13 protein-coding genes are annotated in these 18169 nt (G+C 65.2%); 6 read left to right on the plus strand and 7 right to left on the minus strand.

All coding sequences use genetic code 11. The features are described 5' to 3' along the window. The first annotated feature begins 193 nt into the window (after nucleotides 1–193). Together C6Y44_RS13075 and C6Y44_RS13080 are read left to right on the plus strand one after the other, a co-directional pair. Entirely contained in the window at nucleotides 194–904 is a 711-nt protein-coding gene (locus tag C6Y44_RS13075; protein WP_159418278.1) for a PadR family transcriptional regulator, read from the plus strand. Nucleotides 905–981: 77 nt separating this feature from the next. After that, complete coding sequence (locus C6Y44_RS13080; protein ID WP_159418277.1) at nucleotides 982–2469, plus strand: DHA2 family efflux MFS transporter permease subunit; 1488 nt, start codon at nucleotides 982–984, stop codon at nucleotides 2467–2469. A 96-nt stretch (nucleotides 2470–2565) separates the two neighbouring features. Here the strand turns inward: C6Y44_RS13080 and ppnP are convergent, their stop codons facing one another. Beyond that, nucleotides 2566–2889: a pyrimidine/purine nucleoside phosphorylase gene (gene ppnP, locus C6Y44_RS13085; protein ID WP_059383442.1), complete on the minus strand. Its 324-nt coding sequence runs from the start codon at nucleotides 2887–2889 to the stop codon at nucleotides 2566–2568. 309 nt (nucleotides 2890–3198) lie between these two features. On the opposite strand from ppnP, the gene C6Y44_RS13090 reads away from it, so the two are divergent. Then, nucleotides 3199–3564 (plus strand): hypothetical protein, encoded by a 366-nt coding sequence (locus C6Y44_RS13090; protein WP_192378456.1) that lies wholly within the window; start codon nucleotides 3199–3201, stop codon nucleotides 3562–3564. Here C6Y44_RS13090 and C6Y44_RS13095 read toward each other — a convergent pair. The 6 genes from C6Y44_RS13095 to C6Y44_RS13120 form a co-directional block, all read right to left on the minus strand. Then, nucleotides 3550–6081, minus strand: coding sequence for a helix-turn-helix transcriptional regulator (locus tag C6Y44_RS13095; protein WP_159418276.1), 2532 nt, complete (start codon nucleotides 6079–6081; stop codon nucleotides 3550–3552). The two genes, C6Y44_RS13090 and C6Y44_RS13095, sit on opposite strands and share 15 nt — an antisense overlap. Nucleotides 6082–6823: 742 nt before the next feature. Beyond that, nucleotides 6824–7342, minus strand: a complete 519-nt coding sequence (locus tag C6Y44_RS13100) for a hypothetical protein (RefSeq protein ID WP_159418275.1) — start codon at nucleotides 7340–7342, stop codon at nucleotides 6824–6826. Between the two features lie 32 nt (nucleotides 7343–7374). Continuing rightward, nucleotides 7375–8298: an NAD(P)/FAD-dependent oxidoreductase gene (locus C6Y44_RS13105; RefSeq protein ID WP_159418274.1), complete on the minus strand. Its 924-nt coding sequence runs from the start codon at nucleotides 8296–8298 to the stop codon at nucleotides 7375–7377. Nucleotides 8299–8461: 163 nt separating this feature from the next. After that, nucleotides 8462–10300 (minus strand): FAD-dependent oxidoreductase, encoded by a 1839-nt coding sequence (locus C6Y44_RS13110; RefSeq protein WP_159418273.1) that lies wholly within the window; start codon nucleotides 10298–10300, stop codon nucleotides 8462–8464. Nucleotides 10301–10714: 414 nt separating this feature from the next. Beyond that, a complete protein-coding gene (locus C6Y44_RS13115; protein ID WP_120282666.1) occupies nucleotides 10715–11314 on the minus strand; it encodes an NAD(P)H-dependent oxidoreductase in 600 nt (199 codons plus the stop codon). A 336-nt stretch (nucleotides 11315–11650) separates the two neighbouring features. Continuing rightward, entirely contained in the window at nucleotides 11651–11974 is a 324-nt protein-coding gene (locus tag C6Y44_RS13120) for a hypothetical protein (protein ID WP_225623550.1), read from the minus strand. A gap of 670 nt (nucleotides 11975–12644) precedes the next feature. On the opposite strand from C6Y44_RS13120, the gene C6Y44_RS13125 reads away from it, so the two are divergent. From C6Y44_RS13125 to C6Y44_RS13135, 3 genes are all read left to right on the plus strand, one after another. Beyond that, entirely contained in the window at nucleotides 12645–13433 is a 789-nt protein-coding gene (locus tag C6Y44_RS13125; protein WP_159419217.1) for a crotonase/enoyl-CoA hydratase family protein, read from the plus strand. A 280-nt stretch (nucleotides 13434–13713) separates the two neighbouring features. After that, nucleotides 13714–14319, plus strand: coding sequence for a TetR/AcrR family transcriptional regulator (locus C6Y44_RS13130; RefSeq protein ID WP_120282669.1), 606 nt, complete (start codon nucleotides 13714–13716; stop codon nucleotides 14317–14319). Between the two features lie 124 nt (nucleotides 14320–14443). Then, nucleotides 14444–17956: a serine/threonine-protein kinase gene (locus C6Y44_RS13135; RefSeq protein WP_225623551.1), complete on the plus strand. Its 3513-nt coding sequence runs from the start codon at nucleotides 14444–14446 to the stop codon at nucleotides 17954–17956. Nucleotides 17957–18169: the final 213 nt, after the last annotated feature.

Genomic DNA, 18169 nt, shown 5'->3' on the forward strand with positions numbered 1-18169 from the left:
ACTGTCCACGAGGGGAGTCTGCCACCCGGAGGGACCGATTGCGGGGATGCCCGAGTGTGCGGATCTGCGATGTCGAGCGACCTCACGCGCTTGTCCGTCTGTTATTCCACGCCGTATATTCGGCGCCGACTATTCGAAGCGAACCAGTCGCAGAATCGCAACGCCTCCCGACGATCGAAGGAAATCGAGACCGGTGTCCGATCAGCCCCGCAGCCCCGTCCTGACGCCTATGGCCGTCGCGGTACTCGGGCTGCTCGAGGAACGGCCGATGCATCCCTACGAGATGCACCAGCTTCTGCTCAAGCGTCGCGAGGACAACCTCATCAAGCTGCGGCCGAGCTCGCTGTACCACACCGTTTCCCGCCTCGCGGAAAGCGGACTGATCCGGCAGGAAGGCACCGAACGCGCAGGTAATCGCCCCGAGCGCACCACCTACAGCATCACCGAGGCCGGCGCCGCGGCCGTGCGGGCCCGCCTCGCCGAGATCATCCGACGGCCCGTCCGTGAGTATCCGATCTTCCCCCTCGGTCTCGCCGAATCGCACAACCTTCCGGCAGACGAGGTCGTCGTTCTTCTCGGAGAACGCATCGAGCGGCTCGAGGAAGAGCTCGTCGAATTCGACGCGATCCGCACGTGGGCCGCGGACAACGGCGTGCCGCGTCGCTACTGGGTGGCCGTCGACTTCCTCCGGGACAGGACCGCCCACGAAGCGGAGTGGCTTCGTGGACTGATCGAGGAGATCCGCGACGGGTCCTTGGTGTGGCAGAGCGTCGATGCCGCCGATCGACAACTTCCGGACCTGCCCCATGATCTCGGTCGCGACTGGGGTGCTGCGCTGACGGACGAGACTCTCGCCGAACTGCGGAGGAGCGGTGCGGGAAGTAGTGGTCCCGGTCGGCCGTAGTACATCGACCGAACCGGGACACCTTGACCCAGTAGATCTCCGGTCGCGCTCGACCGGTACGAACAGGAACGAAATCGATGAAAACCGAACGTAATCCGTGGTGGGGCCTGTCGGCCCTGGTGGTCGGGTTCTTCATGATCCTGCTGGATCTGACCATCGTCGCGGTGGCCAACCCGGCGATCATGGCCGACCTGCAGGCCGACATCAATCAGGTCGTCTGGGTGACCAGCGCCTATCTGCTCACCTATGCGGTGCCCCTGCTGTTCACCGGTCGTCTCGGCGACCGGTTCGGCCCCAAGCACGTCTATCTCGCGGGCCTGGTGGTGTTCACCGCGGCGTCGCTGTGGTGCGCGACCTCCGGCACCATCGAGATGCTCATCGCTGCCCGCGCCGTCCAGGGACTCGGCGCGGCGCTGATGACGCCGCAGACGATGGCGATCATCACCCGCACCTTCGCGCCCGACAAGCGAGGCGCAGCCATGGGTCTGTGGGGCGCCGTCGCCGGTCTGGCCTCGCTGCTCGGCCCTCTCGTCGGCGGTGTACTGGTCGATTGGCAGGGCTGGAACTGGATCTTCTACATCAACGTCCCGGTCGGCATCATCGCCTTCGTGCTGGCGGCATGGCTCGTGCCCAGCCTCGAGACCCAACCGCACAAGTTCGACGTCGTCGGCGTGATCCTCAGTGGTGTCGGATTGTTCCTGCTGGTCTTCGGAATCCAGGAAGGTTCCAGCCGCGACTGGGACGTCTGGACCTGGACGATGATCGTCGCGGGTATCGCGGTGATGGTGCTGTTCGTGTCCAACCAGGCGCGTAACAAAGGTGAACCCCTCGTGCCATTGGCCCTGTTCCGCGACCGGAACTTCTCGATGTCGAACATCGCGATCTCGTCGATGGGCGCAGCCATGACCGCACTGATGGTTCCGGCCTACTTCTATCTCGAGACGGTCCGCGGATTCTCACCCACGCGCGCCGCCCTGATCTTCGCCCCGATGGCGATCGTCACCGGTCTCACGGCGCCGCTCATCGGCAAGTTCTCCGACCGGATGCCGCCCCGGGTGCTGCCCACCGTCGGCTTCACACTCTTCTCCGCGTCGATCTTCGGGTTCGCGGTGCTCATGACGCCGGACAGCCCCATCGTGCTGTTCCTGCTCATCGCCGGTATCGCCGGCGTGTCCAATTCGTGCATCTGGGCACCGCTGGCCTCCACCGCCACGCACAACCTGCCCATCCGCCAGGCGGGCGCCGGTGCCGGCATCTACAACACCACCCGCCAGGTCGGTTCGGTGCTGGGCAGTGCCGCGATCGGTGCCTTGATCTCGTCCTTGATGGCCGCGCAGGGACTCGGTGAGGTGCAGGCCGGTGAAGGCGGCGGAGCCGCGATGGGAACCGCTCTCCCGGAGCAGATCGCCGAGAAGTTCAGCACCGCGCTGAGCCAGTCGATGCTCCTGCCCGCCTCGGTCCTGATCATCGGGATCGTGGCGTCGGCGATGTTCGTCGGCCACGCCTCGTCGCAGCGGAAGGCGCAGGCCGGCACTTCGGCCGATCGCGCAGAGGCCACCAGCTGAGCCGGGTTTGCATTAGTGGCCTGGTCGCCACGAACGGAAGAACGCTCCCACAGAGCTTGGCTCGGTGGGAGCGTTCTAGTTCGCTCAGGAGTGTGGTCAGCCGTAGTGGCAGACGTAGCTGACGGCTTCGGTGACCTCGATGTCGAACGACGAGTCGCCGGGCACCGAGAAGGAGTCGCCTGCACCGTAGGAGGTCCAGTCCTCGCTGCCGGCCAGTCGGACGCGGCACGCGCCGCTGTGCAGTTCCATGACCTCCGGAGCGGCCGTGCCGAAGTTGAGGGTCGCGGGCAGGATCACGCCGGCCGACTTGCGGGTTCCATCCGCCAGATGGAAGTTGTGGCTGACGCACTTGCCGTCGAAGTAGACGTTGGCACGCGGGTCGAGCGTCACGTTGGCGTAGGTCGAAGTCGGCTCACTCATGAGCTGGAGCGTAGCGAGGCGGGTGCAGGTCGCCGGTCGCCGGGGTCGGTGTGCGAGACCACTTCCGCTGACTGACCGCGCAGAGCGTGTTCGGTAGGGGGCTCACAGCGCAGAAGCGGTGCTCGCAACCCGCAGGGTCCACCACCAGGGTTGTGAGCCTCATTCTTCGGTTGTGGACCTCCGTCTGCTCGGCACGCTGTCGACCGTCCCACTCGGCTGGTTCACCGCCCGCGACTTCGAGCAGTTCAAGCGCGTCGTCCAGAACGACACGCTGTCGCTGCACTACTGGTTCATAATCGATGTATTCCATTGCAGGAGAACAAGTTCGAGTCAAAATCGATCGGCGGTTCTGCGAGAGTTGATGATCGCGGGTCGGGCGGCGTGCTGCAGCTCGACACAGTCACGCCACGCATCCGGAGGGACCTGCACCCGGCGCCGGTGCAGCCACTGTCCACACAAACACAACCCTTCGTCGGCTGTCGCCCGGCTGAGCGGCAGTACCGGCGCCCTACCGATCTCGAGTGCATTGCGGGCGCACTCACCGCCGGCGAGTGGGAATCGGCGTCGATGGCAGCGGCCGTTCGGCGTCCACGCCGCCGGTCGATCTCGCGCACTGCGCTCACCGAATGGCGCGATCTCGGGACCGAATCGGCGACGGCTCTAATCGAGGTGTAGACGTCGGGCGGCGGCGACAGCGTCCTTACGATTGTGCACGCCGAGTTTGCGGTACAGAGAACGCAGTTGGGTTTTGACGGTATTGGCACTGACGAAGTGGGATGCAGCGATGGCGGTGATCGTTTTCCCGGTGAGCAGAGCGTCGAGCACGGCGCGCTCCCGGGCGGTCAGTGTCAGCATCGGTCGGTAGACCGGGAAGGTGGCAAAGTTTCTGGCGGTCCGGTTCAGGTCGAGGGGTAGTTCGACGCCGAGGTCGGCAAGAGCGATCTGCGACGCCGAGGGCAGCAGTACGAACGGGCGCAGCATGCCGGTGTGGCGTGACAGGGTGACGGCCCGTTCGAGGTGCCTACGAGCAGCGTCGACGTCGTCGAGGGCCGCGGCTGTTGCGGCACCGAGCACGGCCAGTTCCATCGAGGTGCGCACGGGACCGACCGAGGTGGGGAAGTACCACCGGTCGACGATCTGTTGGGCGCCGGCCGAATCCGCAGCGAGCAATCGAGCCCGCGCTCGCACCGGCACTGCTGAGGGATGGGTGGACGTTGCGATCAGGTCTTCGGCTCGCTCGGGATTGCCGCACGCGAGATGTAGATCCGCCAGCACCGTGTCGATCAGGGTTGCGGAGTGGCCACCGGTGCGCAGTGTCGGGTAGCGCTGCAGGTGGGACTCGACAAAGCGCAGACCGTCGGTCGGCATACCGGTCAGCAACGCATGGTGTCCGCGGGTGTAGAGGACGTAGGCCCAGAACTCTTCGTTATCGGCGGGGGTACCGAGCTCGGTGAGGATGTCGAGGGCGGTGTCGGGTTCGAGTTCGTCGAGGGCGGCGAGTGCGGCGGCCACACAGCCGGCGGTGCGGACGAGTTTTTCGCTGTCACCCGGCGGGGGTGGGTGGCGCCGTTCCTCGGCGATCCAGGAGTGGGTGTCCACCAGTGCGCCTTCCATCGCGCTGGTGAGCGCAAGTTTTCCGGCGGCGTCGCGTTCGATGAACGTCCCTGTTCCGGCGACGTGCGCGCGTCGGAACATCGCGGTCGCGTCGTCGGTTCGGTCGACGAGCAGGTAGGTGATGCCGACGTGGAGATAGTAGAAGGCGTAGGCGTTGCGGGTGTGCTCGTCGAGTTCGTCGAAGACAGGCAGTGGGTGATCGGAAGCGGCGTCGCAGGCCTTGGCGGCCTCGAGGAACCGGCCGTCGATCCGCAGCATCACTGCGCGCATGACGACTTCGGCAGGTTCGGGTCCGATACCGTCCGCGACGTCGGGTTCGGCGGTGACGACGGGGACATCGCGCGGTGCGGAGAACTGTCGGTGCAGTCGGCGGATGGCTCTGCTCGTGGGGTGGGTATCGGCGATCTCTGCGGGAATGCGTTCGACCAGTGCTGCGCCGAGTGTGTCGAGGAAGCCGCCGGTGTACAGCGTGGTCCAGTGTTCGTCGACGATGTGAAGAGCGCGCTCCCACTGACCGCCGTCGATGGCGTAGGTCAGTGCGGCATGCGGTTTCCCGGCATGGAGTAGGGCGTCGATCGTTGCGGTCTCGGTGGCCCGTAGGTCGGTGGGATGTCGGTCCTCGGCGATGCGCCGCAGTGAGGCACGGACCGGTTCGGGGTAGCACCACTTCCGCGGATAGCCGTCCTCTCCGGTGTCGGGGCTGGGATCGAGGAATCCGGCAGCGATCATGGTGTGGGTGAAGGCGACGATGTCGGAGACACCGGACAGTGCGAAGTCCGAACGCTCGATGTTCGACGATTCCTCTGGAAGTGCGGTCAGGGTCGAGGATGCGAGGATCGATCGCCGCAGCGGTGTGAGGTCGGGATCGTCGAGAGCACGCAGCACGGCCCGGTCGATCGAATCGTCGACAAGTTTGTCGAGGTCATCGACGACGATCTCGAGGGAACCGGCGGAGTGCTGCTGCAGGCTTTCGCGCACGGCGTCGATCAGGGCCGGCAGTCCCGTGGTGCGACGCGTGATCCACTGCACCGTGCGTTGCGACTGGGGGACCGCCGCTGCGTTCAGGATGGTGGCGGTCTCGACGTCGGTGCATGCAAGCTCGGTCGCAGAAAGGATGGTGCGGTCGGCGGCCGTGTCGGTCACCTGTTGCCACTTTCCGGTCGTGCGGGTGGTGACGAGGACCCGCAGGTGGGGGCAGAGGTCGAGCAGAGCAGCGACGTGCGGTTCGATGCCGTGGATGCGATCGACCGCGTCGAGGATCAACACGATCTGGTGCTGCAGCGCGGAGAATAGGGAGCACAGTGTCTGGAACGAGGCCGGGCCGCGCTCCGGTCTTGTGGCGCCGGTTCGGGCGTGTACCGCCGAAAGGACGTCCGTCCAGTACTCGTCCGGGGTGCTTGTGCCCGCGGGAGCGGTCATGGGTACGACGATGGCGTCGGGCTCTGCTCCGCTGAGCAGCCACGACCGTGCCAGAACCGTTTTTCCCGCGAACCGGTTGCCTTGCAGGACGACCAGTGGCGTCGTGCTCGACAAGGTGGCGAACAACCGAGCGCGCGGGGACGTGGAGCTGTCCAGCACTGTCGGGAACCTCGACTTCCGTCCGGTGGATACGCGCAGGACCCCGACAACCCGCACAGACCCACCTGCCTAATACAAAATGCAATACAAATTTTATCGCGGGGATCAAAGCTCGTGTGGTGCAACAGTCGGAAAGTGGCGCAACTCTCGCGGGAATCCTCGGCCGAGTTCTCGACGATCATCGACGGGGGACGAGCCCCTCTGCGCATACGACGCACGGTCGCAGGGCGGGTAGCGGCACGTCGTTCTATTCTATCTTCTGCACTCCGAATACCATTTATTCGCAACATCTTTCATGGAATCGGATGTCGCCGACCCTGTTCCTTCGAGTCGCGGGGATGAGCTGGTGGAAGTCGCGCGCTCGGCACCCGAGTCCTATTGCTGTTCTTTGCCTAGTCAAGGTAATGTCTTGAACATTCGGTGTGGTCTTCTGCAGGGGAGTGCACGAGTCACCCGAATGCGCGCCCCACCGTGTCGCCGGTCCATTTCCCGGCCGACGTCGACACCATGCCGGGGCGCGGATATGTCGATGCCCGCCCCGCATCGGCATGGGTCCCGACGCTGCCCTGGCGCGTCGGACCCCCTCCGTCGGCGCGGCTGAGGCTGTCGCTGCGCCGACGGAGGGTCCCCTGATGAACTGTCCCCGCAGGCCCGGTCGGTTGGCGTCGAGGAATTGTCGGCCGACTCGAGGGCCTGCACCGATGGCGATGCAGGCCCCCGAGCTGCGTCTCGATCGGGTACGTCAGTTGCTGCTGCCGAAGGCTGGAAGTCCGAGTCCCGGAACCGGGGGAGCGGGAGCATCGGTGGGCACGGTGAGCACGGTGGAGGACTGCTGGACCGCGAAGGCGGTCAGGGGGAACAAGGCAAGAATGTCGCCGATTCCGGGGTAGTCCGAGGCCCACATCACGGTGTTGTCGGCGTTGACGCAGGTTGCCAGCGCCACATAGGAGCCATCCGGTACTTCGGTGATGGTCTGCGTGGTGGTCCCGGACTGGACCTGGCCCGAGGCGTACAGCGTCTGACCGGGGCCGGTGACCTCCCAAATGGGAGGCAACACCCCGCCGGGCGCGGGGGCGAGCGAGGTCGTGCAGGTCAACACGCCGCCGGTGGTGTTGGTGATCGTGTTGGTCACGCTCGTGCCGTCGACGCCGAAGGCGTAAACGACTTCGTCGGCGGCGGCAGCCGACCCGAGGGCAGGGGCGGTCACGGTGAAGGCAGCAACGGCGGTGGTGAGTACCGCAGTACGAATGATCGATCGCATCGAGGTTCCTGACAGTCGAATGAAGAGAGTACCTATGTGATCTTGCTGTAAATGCGACCGGTTGGCATGTTTTCGGTGATGGTCCGGCATTGGTGGTGTTTAAGCACGACCTCGTGCTCGACTCTGATCGACGAGACATACCGAACCTCGTCGTCTCGGTCGAAGGTGGTCGCCGTCGATGTTCCGGTCCTTTGGTGACCGGGCTCGACTGGATCGACGCCGTCGCTGCCCCCGGGCGGACGCCCGAATCGATGTGTAGTTGTGGAGATCGAATGTGCGGGTGTGTAACCGATATCGCCATGTGGGACCGGGTCGCAGGGAGCGGTTGATTCCTTCGCGGTCGAGATACCAACTGCGGCAGCCGCCTCGGGGCCGGGTCGTCGCAGCCGAGTCGCGGTGGATGCGTGTGGTGAATCGGTGTTGTGCTTGTTCGCGGACGACGAGTGCATCGGCGCCGATGCGGTCGGTTCATCGAGCGCGGCAGCGACGTAACGGAATTGGCTTTCGAGCATGAACAGCACCGAGGTGTGTCCCACTCCGGCGTTCGGTCCCCCGAGAACGAATGCGTTGGGTATGCCGGCCACGGTGGTCCCCAAGTGCGCTGAGGCACCGTCACGCGCCCAGATCTCCTGCAGGCTGATTCCGTTTCGGCCGTGGACGGGCATGCGCATCAAGGCGGCGGAGACGTGGAATCCGGTGGCGTGGACGAGCTCGTCGATCTCGTGCCGGCGGCCGTCTGCGGTGTGCACGGCGTCTGCTGCGAGTTCTGCGATGGGGGAAGTGGTGAGGATGGTGGTGGGTCGGCGCAGGACGGGGTCGGGTATCTGGGCGTGCAGGTGACGCAGGGCCCGCGCCTCGAGGGCGGTGCGGCGACGCTGCGATCCGATCAGGGCGGGGAGAAGTGTTTCGTTGCGCCAGTATTCGACGGTCCGGCGTGCACGGTAGGGCAGCGGCACTCGGGTGCACGTGCACACGCCGCACGGTGTGCGGTCCGGGCCGGGGACACGGGCGTTCGACCGTGCGGAGCCGACGAGACGAATGCCGGAACCTCGTGGAGGGGGATCGGGCGTCGGTGTAGAAGACGTCGCGCTCGGCTGCGGCACGGTCGAACGACCGGGCTTATGCGTTGTTCTGCCGCGTAGCAACGGCACGTCCGGCCAGGTAACCGAACACGAGTCCGAGCGAGATGGTTCCGCCGGCGCCGCCGTAGAAGCCCTTCGTGGGCGCGCCACCGGAATTGCCCGCCGCGTACAGGCCGGGGATGACCTTGCCTTCGGTGTCCAGTGCCCGCCCGTCGGCGTCGGTCTTCGGGCCGCCGACGGTGCCGAGTGCGCTGGCTTCGACCTTCAGTGCGTAATACGGCGCAGTGTCGATGGGGCCGAGAACACTCGACTTCGGACTGTTCAATACCGGTCGAATGATCTTGGCCAGCGGGCCGACGATCAGTGAACGCAGACGTTCCGGATCGTTCTTCCGTGCGACTCGTCCTGCGAGTTTGTCGACCACCGGACCGATGGCCTTGGCGAGGATCGTGCGGGCCTTGGCGGTGGCGGCGGGGAAGCGATTGTCGGCGGAGTATTTGCCCAGTCGGGGGTAGTACGCGCCGAAGTAGCGGTCGAACAGAGTGTCGCCGCGGTGGAACTGCGGGTCGCGGCCGCGGGCGGCGTCGGGGTTGAACCGGTCGACGGTGCGGAGCAATCCGACCTCGTCGACCCCGATCTTGTTCGCCAGCTCGGCGAGAGTATCGGCCTGGTGGAGGTATTCGGGAACCTCACCGCCGGGGGTGACGCCGAAGATGCCGAACTTCGTCCAGTACTGGTGGTCGAAGATCAGCCAGGCGGTGGCGTTGGGCATGGTGCCGGTCTGGGGGTCCACCTCACGCATGATCTGCCCGAACTGGTCGTAGGCCAGGGCTTCGTTCGCGAACCGCCGGCCCGTGCTGTTGACCATGATGCTGTGCGGCAGTGCACGCTCGCCGAGGAAGACGCGGCTGAGGGGTCGGCCTTCGAGTTCTTCACCGGGCAGTTGCACCCCGGGCATCCACCAGGCGTCTTCCATGCCGGTCAGGTCTGCGCCGACGTCCTCGGCCAGTTGCACGGCGATGCCGTCGTGGCCCTTGGGGGAGACCTGCACGCCGAACGGAGCGCCGAGATGGGTCGTCGTCAGCTCGGGGGAGCTTTCGTATCCGCCGCTGGCGAGCAGAACACCCTGGGTGGTGCGGACGGTGTGTTCGACGCCGCCGGCCTTAACGACGACGCCGGTGACCTTCGAGTCCTCGATCACGAGCCGGGTTGCGGGTGCTTCGACGCGCACGTCGACGCCGTTGCGCAGGTTCGCTTCGAGTAGCGCGCCGATCAGGGCGGGGCCGGCGAGCCAGATCTCATCGATGCCGATGCCGCCCAGCAGCCAGAAGGGCAGTGGGTTCTTGGCCATGCCGGTGGTCAGGGCAGGTCGGACGTACTTCGCAGCCTCGCCGAGTCCCTGGGGTGAATACGGACCGGGGAACAAGGCGCGGCCGACGGACGCACCGTCGATGTCCGAGCGGTAGTCGGGCCAGATCGTCGGGATCCACCCGAACGAGGTGTGCTCTTCGATGTACCGGGCAACGTGGGGGCCGGTCTGCAGGAACTTCTCGATCATGTCGTGGTCGAGAACCTTGTCGCGTCCCTCGCCGTAGATGTAGCGCCGGGCCTGGTCGAGATCGTCGTCGACCTTCAGGTCGTCGGTGGAGAAGCCGTGATTGGGTATCCATGCGGCGCCTGCGGAGATGCCGGTGGCGCCGCCGACGAGTTCGCGGGATTCGACCACGAGCACTCGTGCGCCCTCCTTGGCCGCGGTGAGCGCTGCCATCAGGCCGGCTCCGCCGGAGCCGACGACCGCGACGTCCACTTCTTGCGGGATGCCGTTCTGGGATACCGTCCCGATGGAGCCGGTGAACCGAGTCGAATTACCGATCATGATCCTCCAACCTTTCAGTTTTCGGTGCGCCTTCGTCGTGCAAGCGCAAATACCGTATTGCTGTCAAATCAACAAGATTGACGTTTCTCTGTGATGTCCGAACGGCAGCACCGATCCGAGCGGAGGCGGAGCGTGCCCAGAAGCCGGCGCAGCATCGATATACGTGGTGTGCCCGGCTCGGGGACTCGCGCGGTCGCGTCCTCGAGTCTCGGGTGTCGCCTCGACGTGTGGTGTTGCACGATCGTGGTGTGCATCCCAGGCGATGATCCGATATCGACCGCAGCCGTGAGGTCCTTCCGTTGCCGATCGGCGGGAAGAACCGAATGTACTCGTCAGGACTGCAGTCGATCTCGACGGGACGACCCCCGTTGCCAGGGTCGGTCGTCCTTCCGCTCTGTGGTGGGAAGGGCGATGTCAGTTCGCGAATTTGGAGGCCACGGTCACGACGCGGTGGGCCATGTGGTCGAGGGCCGCGATCGTGGCGTCGTCGAGTTCGTTCTGGTTGTTCGGTCCGGTGACGTGCCCGACTCCGTAGGGGTTGCCATCGGCGAACTTGAGCGGATCGGTGTAGCCGGGTGGCACGATGATGCCGCCGAAGTGCATCAGCGAGGTGTACAGGCCGGTGAGGGTGGTCTCTTGTCCGCCGTGCGCGGTCTGGCTCGAGGTGTAGGCGGCGTACACCTTGTCGGCGAGTTCGCCCTGTGCCCACAGGCCGCCGAGAGAGTCGATGAACGTCTGGAAGGGGGCGGCGGTGCTGGCGAAGCGGGTCGGTGAGCCGAAGATGACGGCGTCTGCCCATACGATGTCCTCACCGGTGGCGGCCGGCAGATTCTTGGTGGCCTCGTAGTTTGCAGTCCAGGCGGGGTTTTCGGCGAAGGTGGCCGGGTCGCGGGTCTCGGCGATGTGGCGCACCCGGACCTCGGCGCCGGCGGCCTCGGCGGCCTTGCGCAGTCGCTCGGCCATCGCGGTGCCGTGCCCGGTGGCGGAGTAGTAGATGATCGACAGATTGGTCATATCGGTCCTTTCCTGATCGATGCCCATGTGTCTGTGCGCAGGGCAGGATCTGGGCGGTTCTCCCGCGCACGCGTCGGCGGACACCGCACTTCGTCGAGTCGCGACCCGGTCGGTCGGGACTTCTTCGACAACACGCAACTAGTTGCGATGTCAACTAGTTTCCACTGTAGTGCAGATGGTTGAAATATCAACCAAAGGCTCGTCGCAGTGTCGCCGAAGTCAGTGGGATTGCCGACCCCGTCGCGGCCCTTCCGCACCCGCAGGTGGGTTCCCCGGCCGACGCGACACCGGAAAGTGGTCCGGATCGAAGGTGGAGGGAAATGGGGGAGGTGGGGATCACAGAGCTTGGAAGCTAGGGAACACGGCGATCGCGCAGGCGGCGATGATTCCCGCGATTCCGGTGACGATTGCGAGCAGGGCTCGCAGGGAAGCGGCTTCGTCCTCGGCGACCGTCGGCCGCGAGCCGGCCAGCGCCCCGCAGACGGCCGCGATCATCCCGAGGATGAAGCCGAGTTCGAAAAGCCAGAAGAAGGCGAGGGACAGCACGTCCATCCAGGCCGAGACCGTCGGCAACAATGAGCGCGGTCGGTGCGGTCCTCGACGTCCCCGCGCCTCCGGACAGAGGGGGCGCGCCGAATCCGAGTCGCGAGGGTCGCTCATCGCTCCTCCTTCGCGTGGGGGACGAGTCGGACCGACAGGAGTTGTTCGGGACCGTACGTATCGGAGATGTGTGTTTCGAGATGGGCGCGGAGCCGGTTCTGGGCGCAGGTGCGGGCGACGAATGCTAAAACCCCGGGGACGTGCACCGAGGGTGCAGAGGCCGCTCCGGGGTCATTGCTGTCCACTGTATCCGGGCCGGAGGGGCATGCCCACCGGTTTGCAGCATTTCCGACTCGGGCAATCCATATGGTCTCGATGTCGGACCATTCGTTGTGCCCAGTCGACTTCCCCCCGAAGCGGGGCACGTGAGACGGTAGGGCTGCCGCTCTCGGGGATGCGGCCGCATGCCCCCTGGGGTGTTGCCGAGCTGGATGTGAGCCGATGGTGCACGCGTAAGTGTCCAGGTCCCGTAGTGAGCGAGTCTCGCCGGAATTGTCCGTTCCAGGGCGAACGTTGCGGCGACCGTGCTGCGGTCGTGTCGGTCCCGGTCTTCAAGAGTGGGGTTGCCACCCGAACGTGACACCTGATGTCGTGACGAGATTCGATACCGAGGGAGGGACACGATCACATGGATACGGTGGACGGCACAGATGCTTGGGTGACCGGCGCTGGGCGCGGAGTCGGGCGGGACAGTGCTCGAACTCCTGCGTCCGAAGGTGCGCACGCGACGATGCAAGACGAAGAGGAGAGGGTCGTACTGCTCCACCGAGACGGGCCCGTAGGAGTGATCACCCTCAACCGGCCTCACGTTCTCAACGCCGTCGACGCCGCTGTGTCCGATGCATTGGGCGCCGCCCTCGACGAGATCGATCGTGATCCCGATCTGCGGGTCGGTGTCTTGACCGGAGCGGGACGGGCGTTCTGCGCCGGCGCCGATCTCGGGGCCTTCGCCGCTGGTGGATCCGTTCTGCCGACGAACCATCCGGAGTGGGGTTTTGCCGGCCTGGTCCAGCACTACGTGTCCAAGCCGCTCGTCGCCGCTGTCAACGGTGTGGCGGTCGGCGGTGGCACCGAGATCGTGCTGGCATGTGATCTCGCCGTGCTCAGCTCCGAGGCCACGCTCGGATTGCCGGAGGTCAAACGCGGTCTCATCGCTGGAGGCGGGGGTCTCGTACGTCTTCCGGGGCAGATTCCCCCGAAAATTGCTGCGCACGCGGTCTTTACCGGAGAACCTCTTTCGGCCGAGATGGCCCTGCGTTGGGGGCTGGTCAATTCGGTAGTTCCGCCCTCGGAGGTACTGCCCGAAGCATTACGTCTGGCTCATGTCATCGCAGACAACGCACCCCTCGCGGTACGCGCCAGCAAGAAGGTCATGTCGCACGCACATGCAGCCGGATTCGAAGACGATGTCTGGAAAGTCAATTCAGCCGAGTCCGATGGCGTGTGCGCCAGCGAGGACGCGTTGGAAGGTGCCGCGGCATTCACCGAGAAACGACCGCCCGTATGGCGGAACCGTTGACCGCCGCACAGCTTTCGCTGTGCGCCGATCCGTGAACACAACGCGTCCGTAGGGCTGCGCTGTGTAGTGCGACAAGTGACACCGTGGATGCCTCGTGCGGTATCCGAGTTATCCGGCCGGCCCATGGACCCGGTACGTCGTAGCCGGAGTAGAGAGAGGCAGCCGCTCCCGGATTCTCCAGCTGCACTGTCCCTCTCGGGATCGAGTGGGGTCTCGGCAGCGTGGACATCTCGAACCGCATGAACTTTTCTGCATACAATCGTAATCCCGAGGGGCACTGGTGAAGAGAACGACAGAGACAGTCGGACACGTTCGGAATGCGGCTCGGACACAGACCGCGTTGCTGGATGCAGCTCTCCAGGTCTTTCTCAGAGACGGGTACAGCAAAGCTACGACCGAGGAGATCGTGGCGCTGGCGGGGGTCACCCGAGGAGCTCTCTACCATCACTTCGCGAACAAGCACGAATTGTTCCGAGCCGTGATCGAGCGCGCGCAACGGGAGGTCGCGGAAGCCCTTGTGCCCCCAGAGCCGGTCGATGCTTCGTGGGAGGCGTTCATCGGTGGGGTGCTCACTGCTCTCGCCTCCGCTCAGGACCCGGCGACGCGTCGATTGCTGCTGATCGAAGCACCTGCCGTCCTTGGGTGGATCGATATCCGGAAAGCTCAGGAACCGCTGCTGCACAGTATCGCGACCATGCTCGAGCCGGTCGAAACGGTTGAGCGAGGACCGTCGATTCGCACGTCGATACTCGCTCGTCTACTGCTGGCTGCAGTCGAAGAGGCGATGTTGTACCTGGCACACGCCGATCACCCCCGGCACGACCACGCAATCGTGCAAGCCGAAGTGCGCACCATTCTCGAGAAGACCGGTCTTCCCGGGCGGTAGTGGCCGAGACACGACCGGAAGCGAGCACTTGACCGACGCGGACGTCGGACACGATGACGCGGGGTCGGACGACCGTTGCGGTCGATCCCTACGGTGCCCACCCCGCCTCCGCTCCCACGGAGATATGATCAAGGTGTTCGACTCCACCCGGCTATGGACGAGGCCGCCGATGGTTGACATCGATCCGATGGCGACACAGCGGGACGATCGGTCCCACCTTGTGGCCGAATTGAGCGCGGTGGGATTCGAGGACCTCCACGAGATCGGCAGCGGTGGTTTCGGCGTCGTCTTTCGAGGTCGGCAGCCCGAGCTGGATCGCACCGTGGCGATCAAACTGTTGACCGCGCGGCCGGATCCCGACAACGTCGAGCGTTTTCTGCGCGAACAGCGTGCGATGGGTCGTCTCTCCGGCCACCCGAACATCGTCACCGTGTACGGGGTCGGTACCACTGCATCCGGTCAGCCCTACATCGTGATGGAGTATCACCGACGCAACTCTCTCGAAGTTCGGATTCGGACGCAGGGCCCACTGCGTTGGGAGGACGCACTCGAAGTCGGCGTCAAGATTGCCGGCGCTCTGGAGACCGCGCATCGGATGGGCATGCTGCACCGGGACGTCAAGCCGGCCAATATCCTGCTCACCGATTACAGTGAGCCGCAACTGACCGACTTCGGAATCGCGCGCGTCGCCGGAGCCTTCGAAACCGCCAGCGTCGAGGTAACGGGATCTCCGGCATTCACCGCACCCGAAGTACTTGCCGGTCAGGCCCCTACCCCTTCGGCCGACGTGTACGGACTCGGTGCAACCGTGTTCTGCGCAATCACCGGACACGCGGTGTACGAGCGACAGCGCGGTGAATCGGTGGTCGCGCAGTTCCTGCGGATCACCCGCGGTCCGGTGCCGGACCTCTGTGAGGATGCCCGCATCCCGGACGACCTCGGCGAAGTGATCGAACGCGCGATGAACCGAGATCCTGTCTCGCGTACCGGTACTGCCGCCGAATTCGGTGAACAACTCCGTGCCGTCGCGGAATACCACGACTTGCCGGTGGACCGACTTCCGATGCCCGACACCGCCGACACCGCCGACGCCGCCGTGCCTGCCCGGACCACGACCGGTGATCTCGGCCCTCGACGACGTAGTGGATCCGGTCGGTTGCTCCTTCCGATACCCGCCACACGGTTACGCCCGCCGACGACGACCCGACCATTGGTGGTGCGCGAGCGCCTCCTGCAGATATTGCGAGCGGGCGGGCCGCGCATCCTGACGGCGATCACTGCTCCACCGGGCTTCGGCAAGACCACCCTTGCCGCGCAATGGTCGCGCGAGTTGACCGCGACAGGCATCCATGTGGCGTGGTTGTCCGTCGATACCGACGACAATGAAATCGTATGGTTTCTGTCGCATCTGATCCAGGCCCTTCGACAGGTGCGACCGATGTTGGCTCGCGAACTCGTCGCGGTGCTCGACGAGCACGGCGACGATGCCATGCACTACATGCTTGCCACGCTGATCAACGACGTTCAGCAATCCGCCGAACAAGTCGTCCTGATCATCGACGACTGGCACCGGATCTCCCACCCCGACGCCCTCGCTGCGATGGCGTTCCTGTTGGACAATGCCGACGCAGCGAACTTGAGAGTTGTCGTCACCAGTCAGGCACGCACCGGAATGGCGTTGAGCCGTATGCGCGTTCGCGACGAATTGATCGACGTGGACGCCGCCACACTGAGGTTCGACCTTTCGGAAGCGCGAGCACTGCTGGTCGATGTCGCCGGGCTACGTCCGACCGAGGAGGACATCGCCGCGCTGACCCGCGCGACCGGAGGCTGGGTGGCCGCGCTCCACCTGGTTTCACTGTCACTACGCGCCAGCGACGACCCCGCAGGGTTGATCCGCGGAATCACCGGTCGCCACCACGCCATCGAGGACTATCTCGCCGAGAACGTCCTCAGTTCCATCGAAGCCCCGACTCTGGACTTCTTGCTCGCTACCAGCATCTGCGAGTACATCTGCGCGGACCTGGCCGGCGCGCTCACCGGAACGACCCGAAGCCAGGCTCTGCTCGAGGAGATCGAAGACCGAGGGTTGTTCCTTCGCCGACTGGATCAGGACCGCACCTGGTTTCGCTACCACCATCTGTTCCGCGAGTTCCTCCATCGCTGGATCGAACGCGAGAGCCCCGAACGCCTGAGCCGGTTGCATCGCATCGCAGCACAATGGTTCGCCGACCACGGGTTCATCCGAGAGGCGGTCACCCATGCCGAGGCAGCAGGGGACGAGGAGATGGCCGTGGACCTGGTGGAACGGCACGGCACGAACTTGCTCGAGCTCTCTCAGGCCGCCTCGGCACTGGTACTGCTCGACAAGCTGCCGCAGTCGGCGCTTGCCGGCCGGCCCCGTCTGCAGCTCATGGTGGCGTGGAGCAACATTCTCCTCCATCGCCTTCGACCCGCCGAACGAGCCCTTGCCGCTGCCGAAGCTCTTCTGGCGGATGCGACCGTCACTGTCGACGACACCGAGGAAGTCAACGCGGAGATCGGTGTGATCCGCGCCCTCGTCGCAGCCCGTTCCGACCGTTACGACTCGACGGACGAACTCGTTCGTCCGGCTCTGGCTCGAGCCGATGCGCTTTCTCCGTGGGTCGTGTCGGCAGCGACCAACCTCGCGAGTATGGCTGCAATCCACCGCTTCGATTTCCCTGCCGCCGAGCAACTTCAGGAATGGGCCGCTCCTTACCACAGTCGAAATCGCGGACCGTATGCCCGGATGCACAGTTCTTGCTGCCTGGGCATCATCGCGCACGAACGACTGGAGATCTCGACTGCGGAAGAGCAGTTCCGACAAGCTTTGCGAACGGCACGTAACGGAAGCAATGGGAACTCGACCGCTGTGCGACTCGTCGGTGCATTGCTCGGTGGGTTGCTCTACGAGCAGAACCGTCTCGATGAGGCAGATCGGCTTCTCGACGAGAGCTTCCTGTTGGGATATGAAGCCGGTGCAGTGGACTTGAAGACGGTCCGGTATACGGCCGGTGTTCGAATCAAGGCGGCGCGCGGCAATCGTGCCGCCGCCGCACAACGCCTCGACGCGGGCGCCCGGGCGGCGCACGCATTGAAGCTGCTCAGGTTGCGAGCCCAGATCGAGGACGAACGTGCGCGACTGCGGCTACCTGCGACGATCGGCATTCCCGTCCGCCTGCCGCCCACGTATGCGGAACGGCGCCGACCCGTGCACGGGATCGACGCGACCATTGCTCAATTCGACGAGTCCGTCGGCATTCGGACCCTCCTCGACGACGGCACACCGGACTCGCTGGAAACGGCGTGCAGGTGGGCGCAGGAATGGGTGGACCTCCTCGTCGATGCCGGCCGTCCGCGGGCGTTGTTGCAGGCACGGTGTCTGCTGGTAGACAGCCTGGCCACGGCCGACCGCACCGACGAGGCCGAAACGCTGCTCGCAACGATCACTGTCCAGTGTGTCGCGCTCGGTATCGTGCGTGTCCTGCTCGACGGTGGACCGCACCTGGTGGCGCTGCTCGAGGACGTGCGAGCGGACGAGAGCAGGCAACGGAACAACAAATGGCCACCGATGTCCGACCGGTTCTGGAGCGTGATTGCCCCGCCAGGCCCGTGACGTCCGGTCGGTGTGCAGGCCGCACTGTCGATGAGTTCTTTTGTCGAGTCTCTTGTCGGAAGTCGTTTCGGAATCGAGCAGTCGTCTGGTGGACCGGCACCGAGCGGTTCGTGCCTGTCGCCTCCGGAAATGTGTTCGCCGGCGCGGGGGAGCGCAGACTGCTGCGCTCATGCCCTGCAAGCGACATCCTGCCGTCTCGATGACAGCGGGTGC

It is taken from the genome of Rhodococcus rhodochrous, from assembly GCF_014854695.1.
GTDB lineage: Bacteria > Actinomycetota > Actinomycetes > Mycobacteriales > Mycobacteriaceae > Rhodococcus.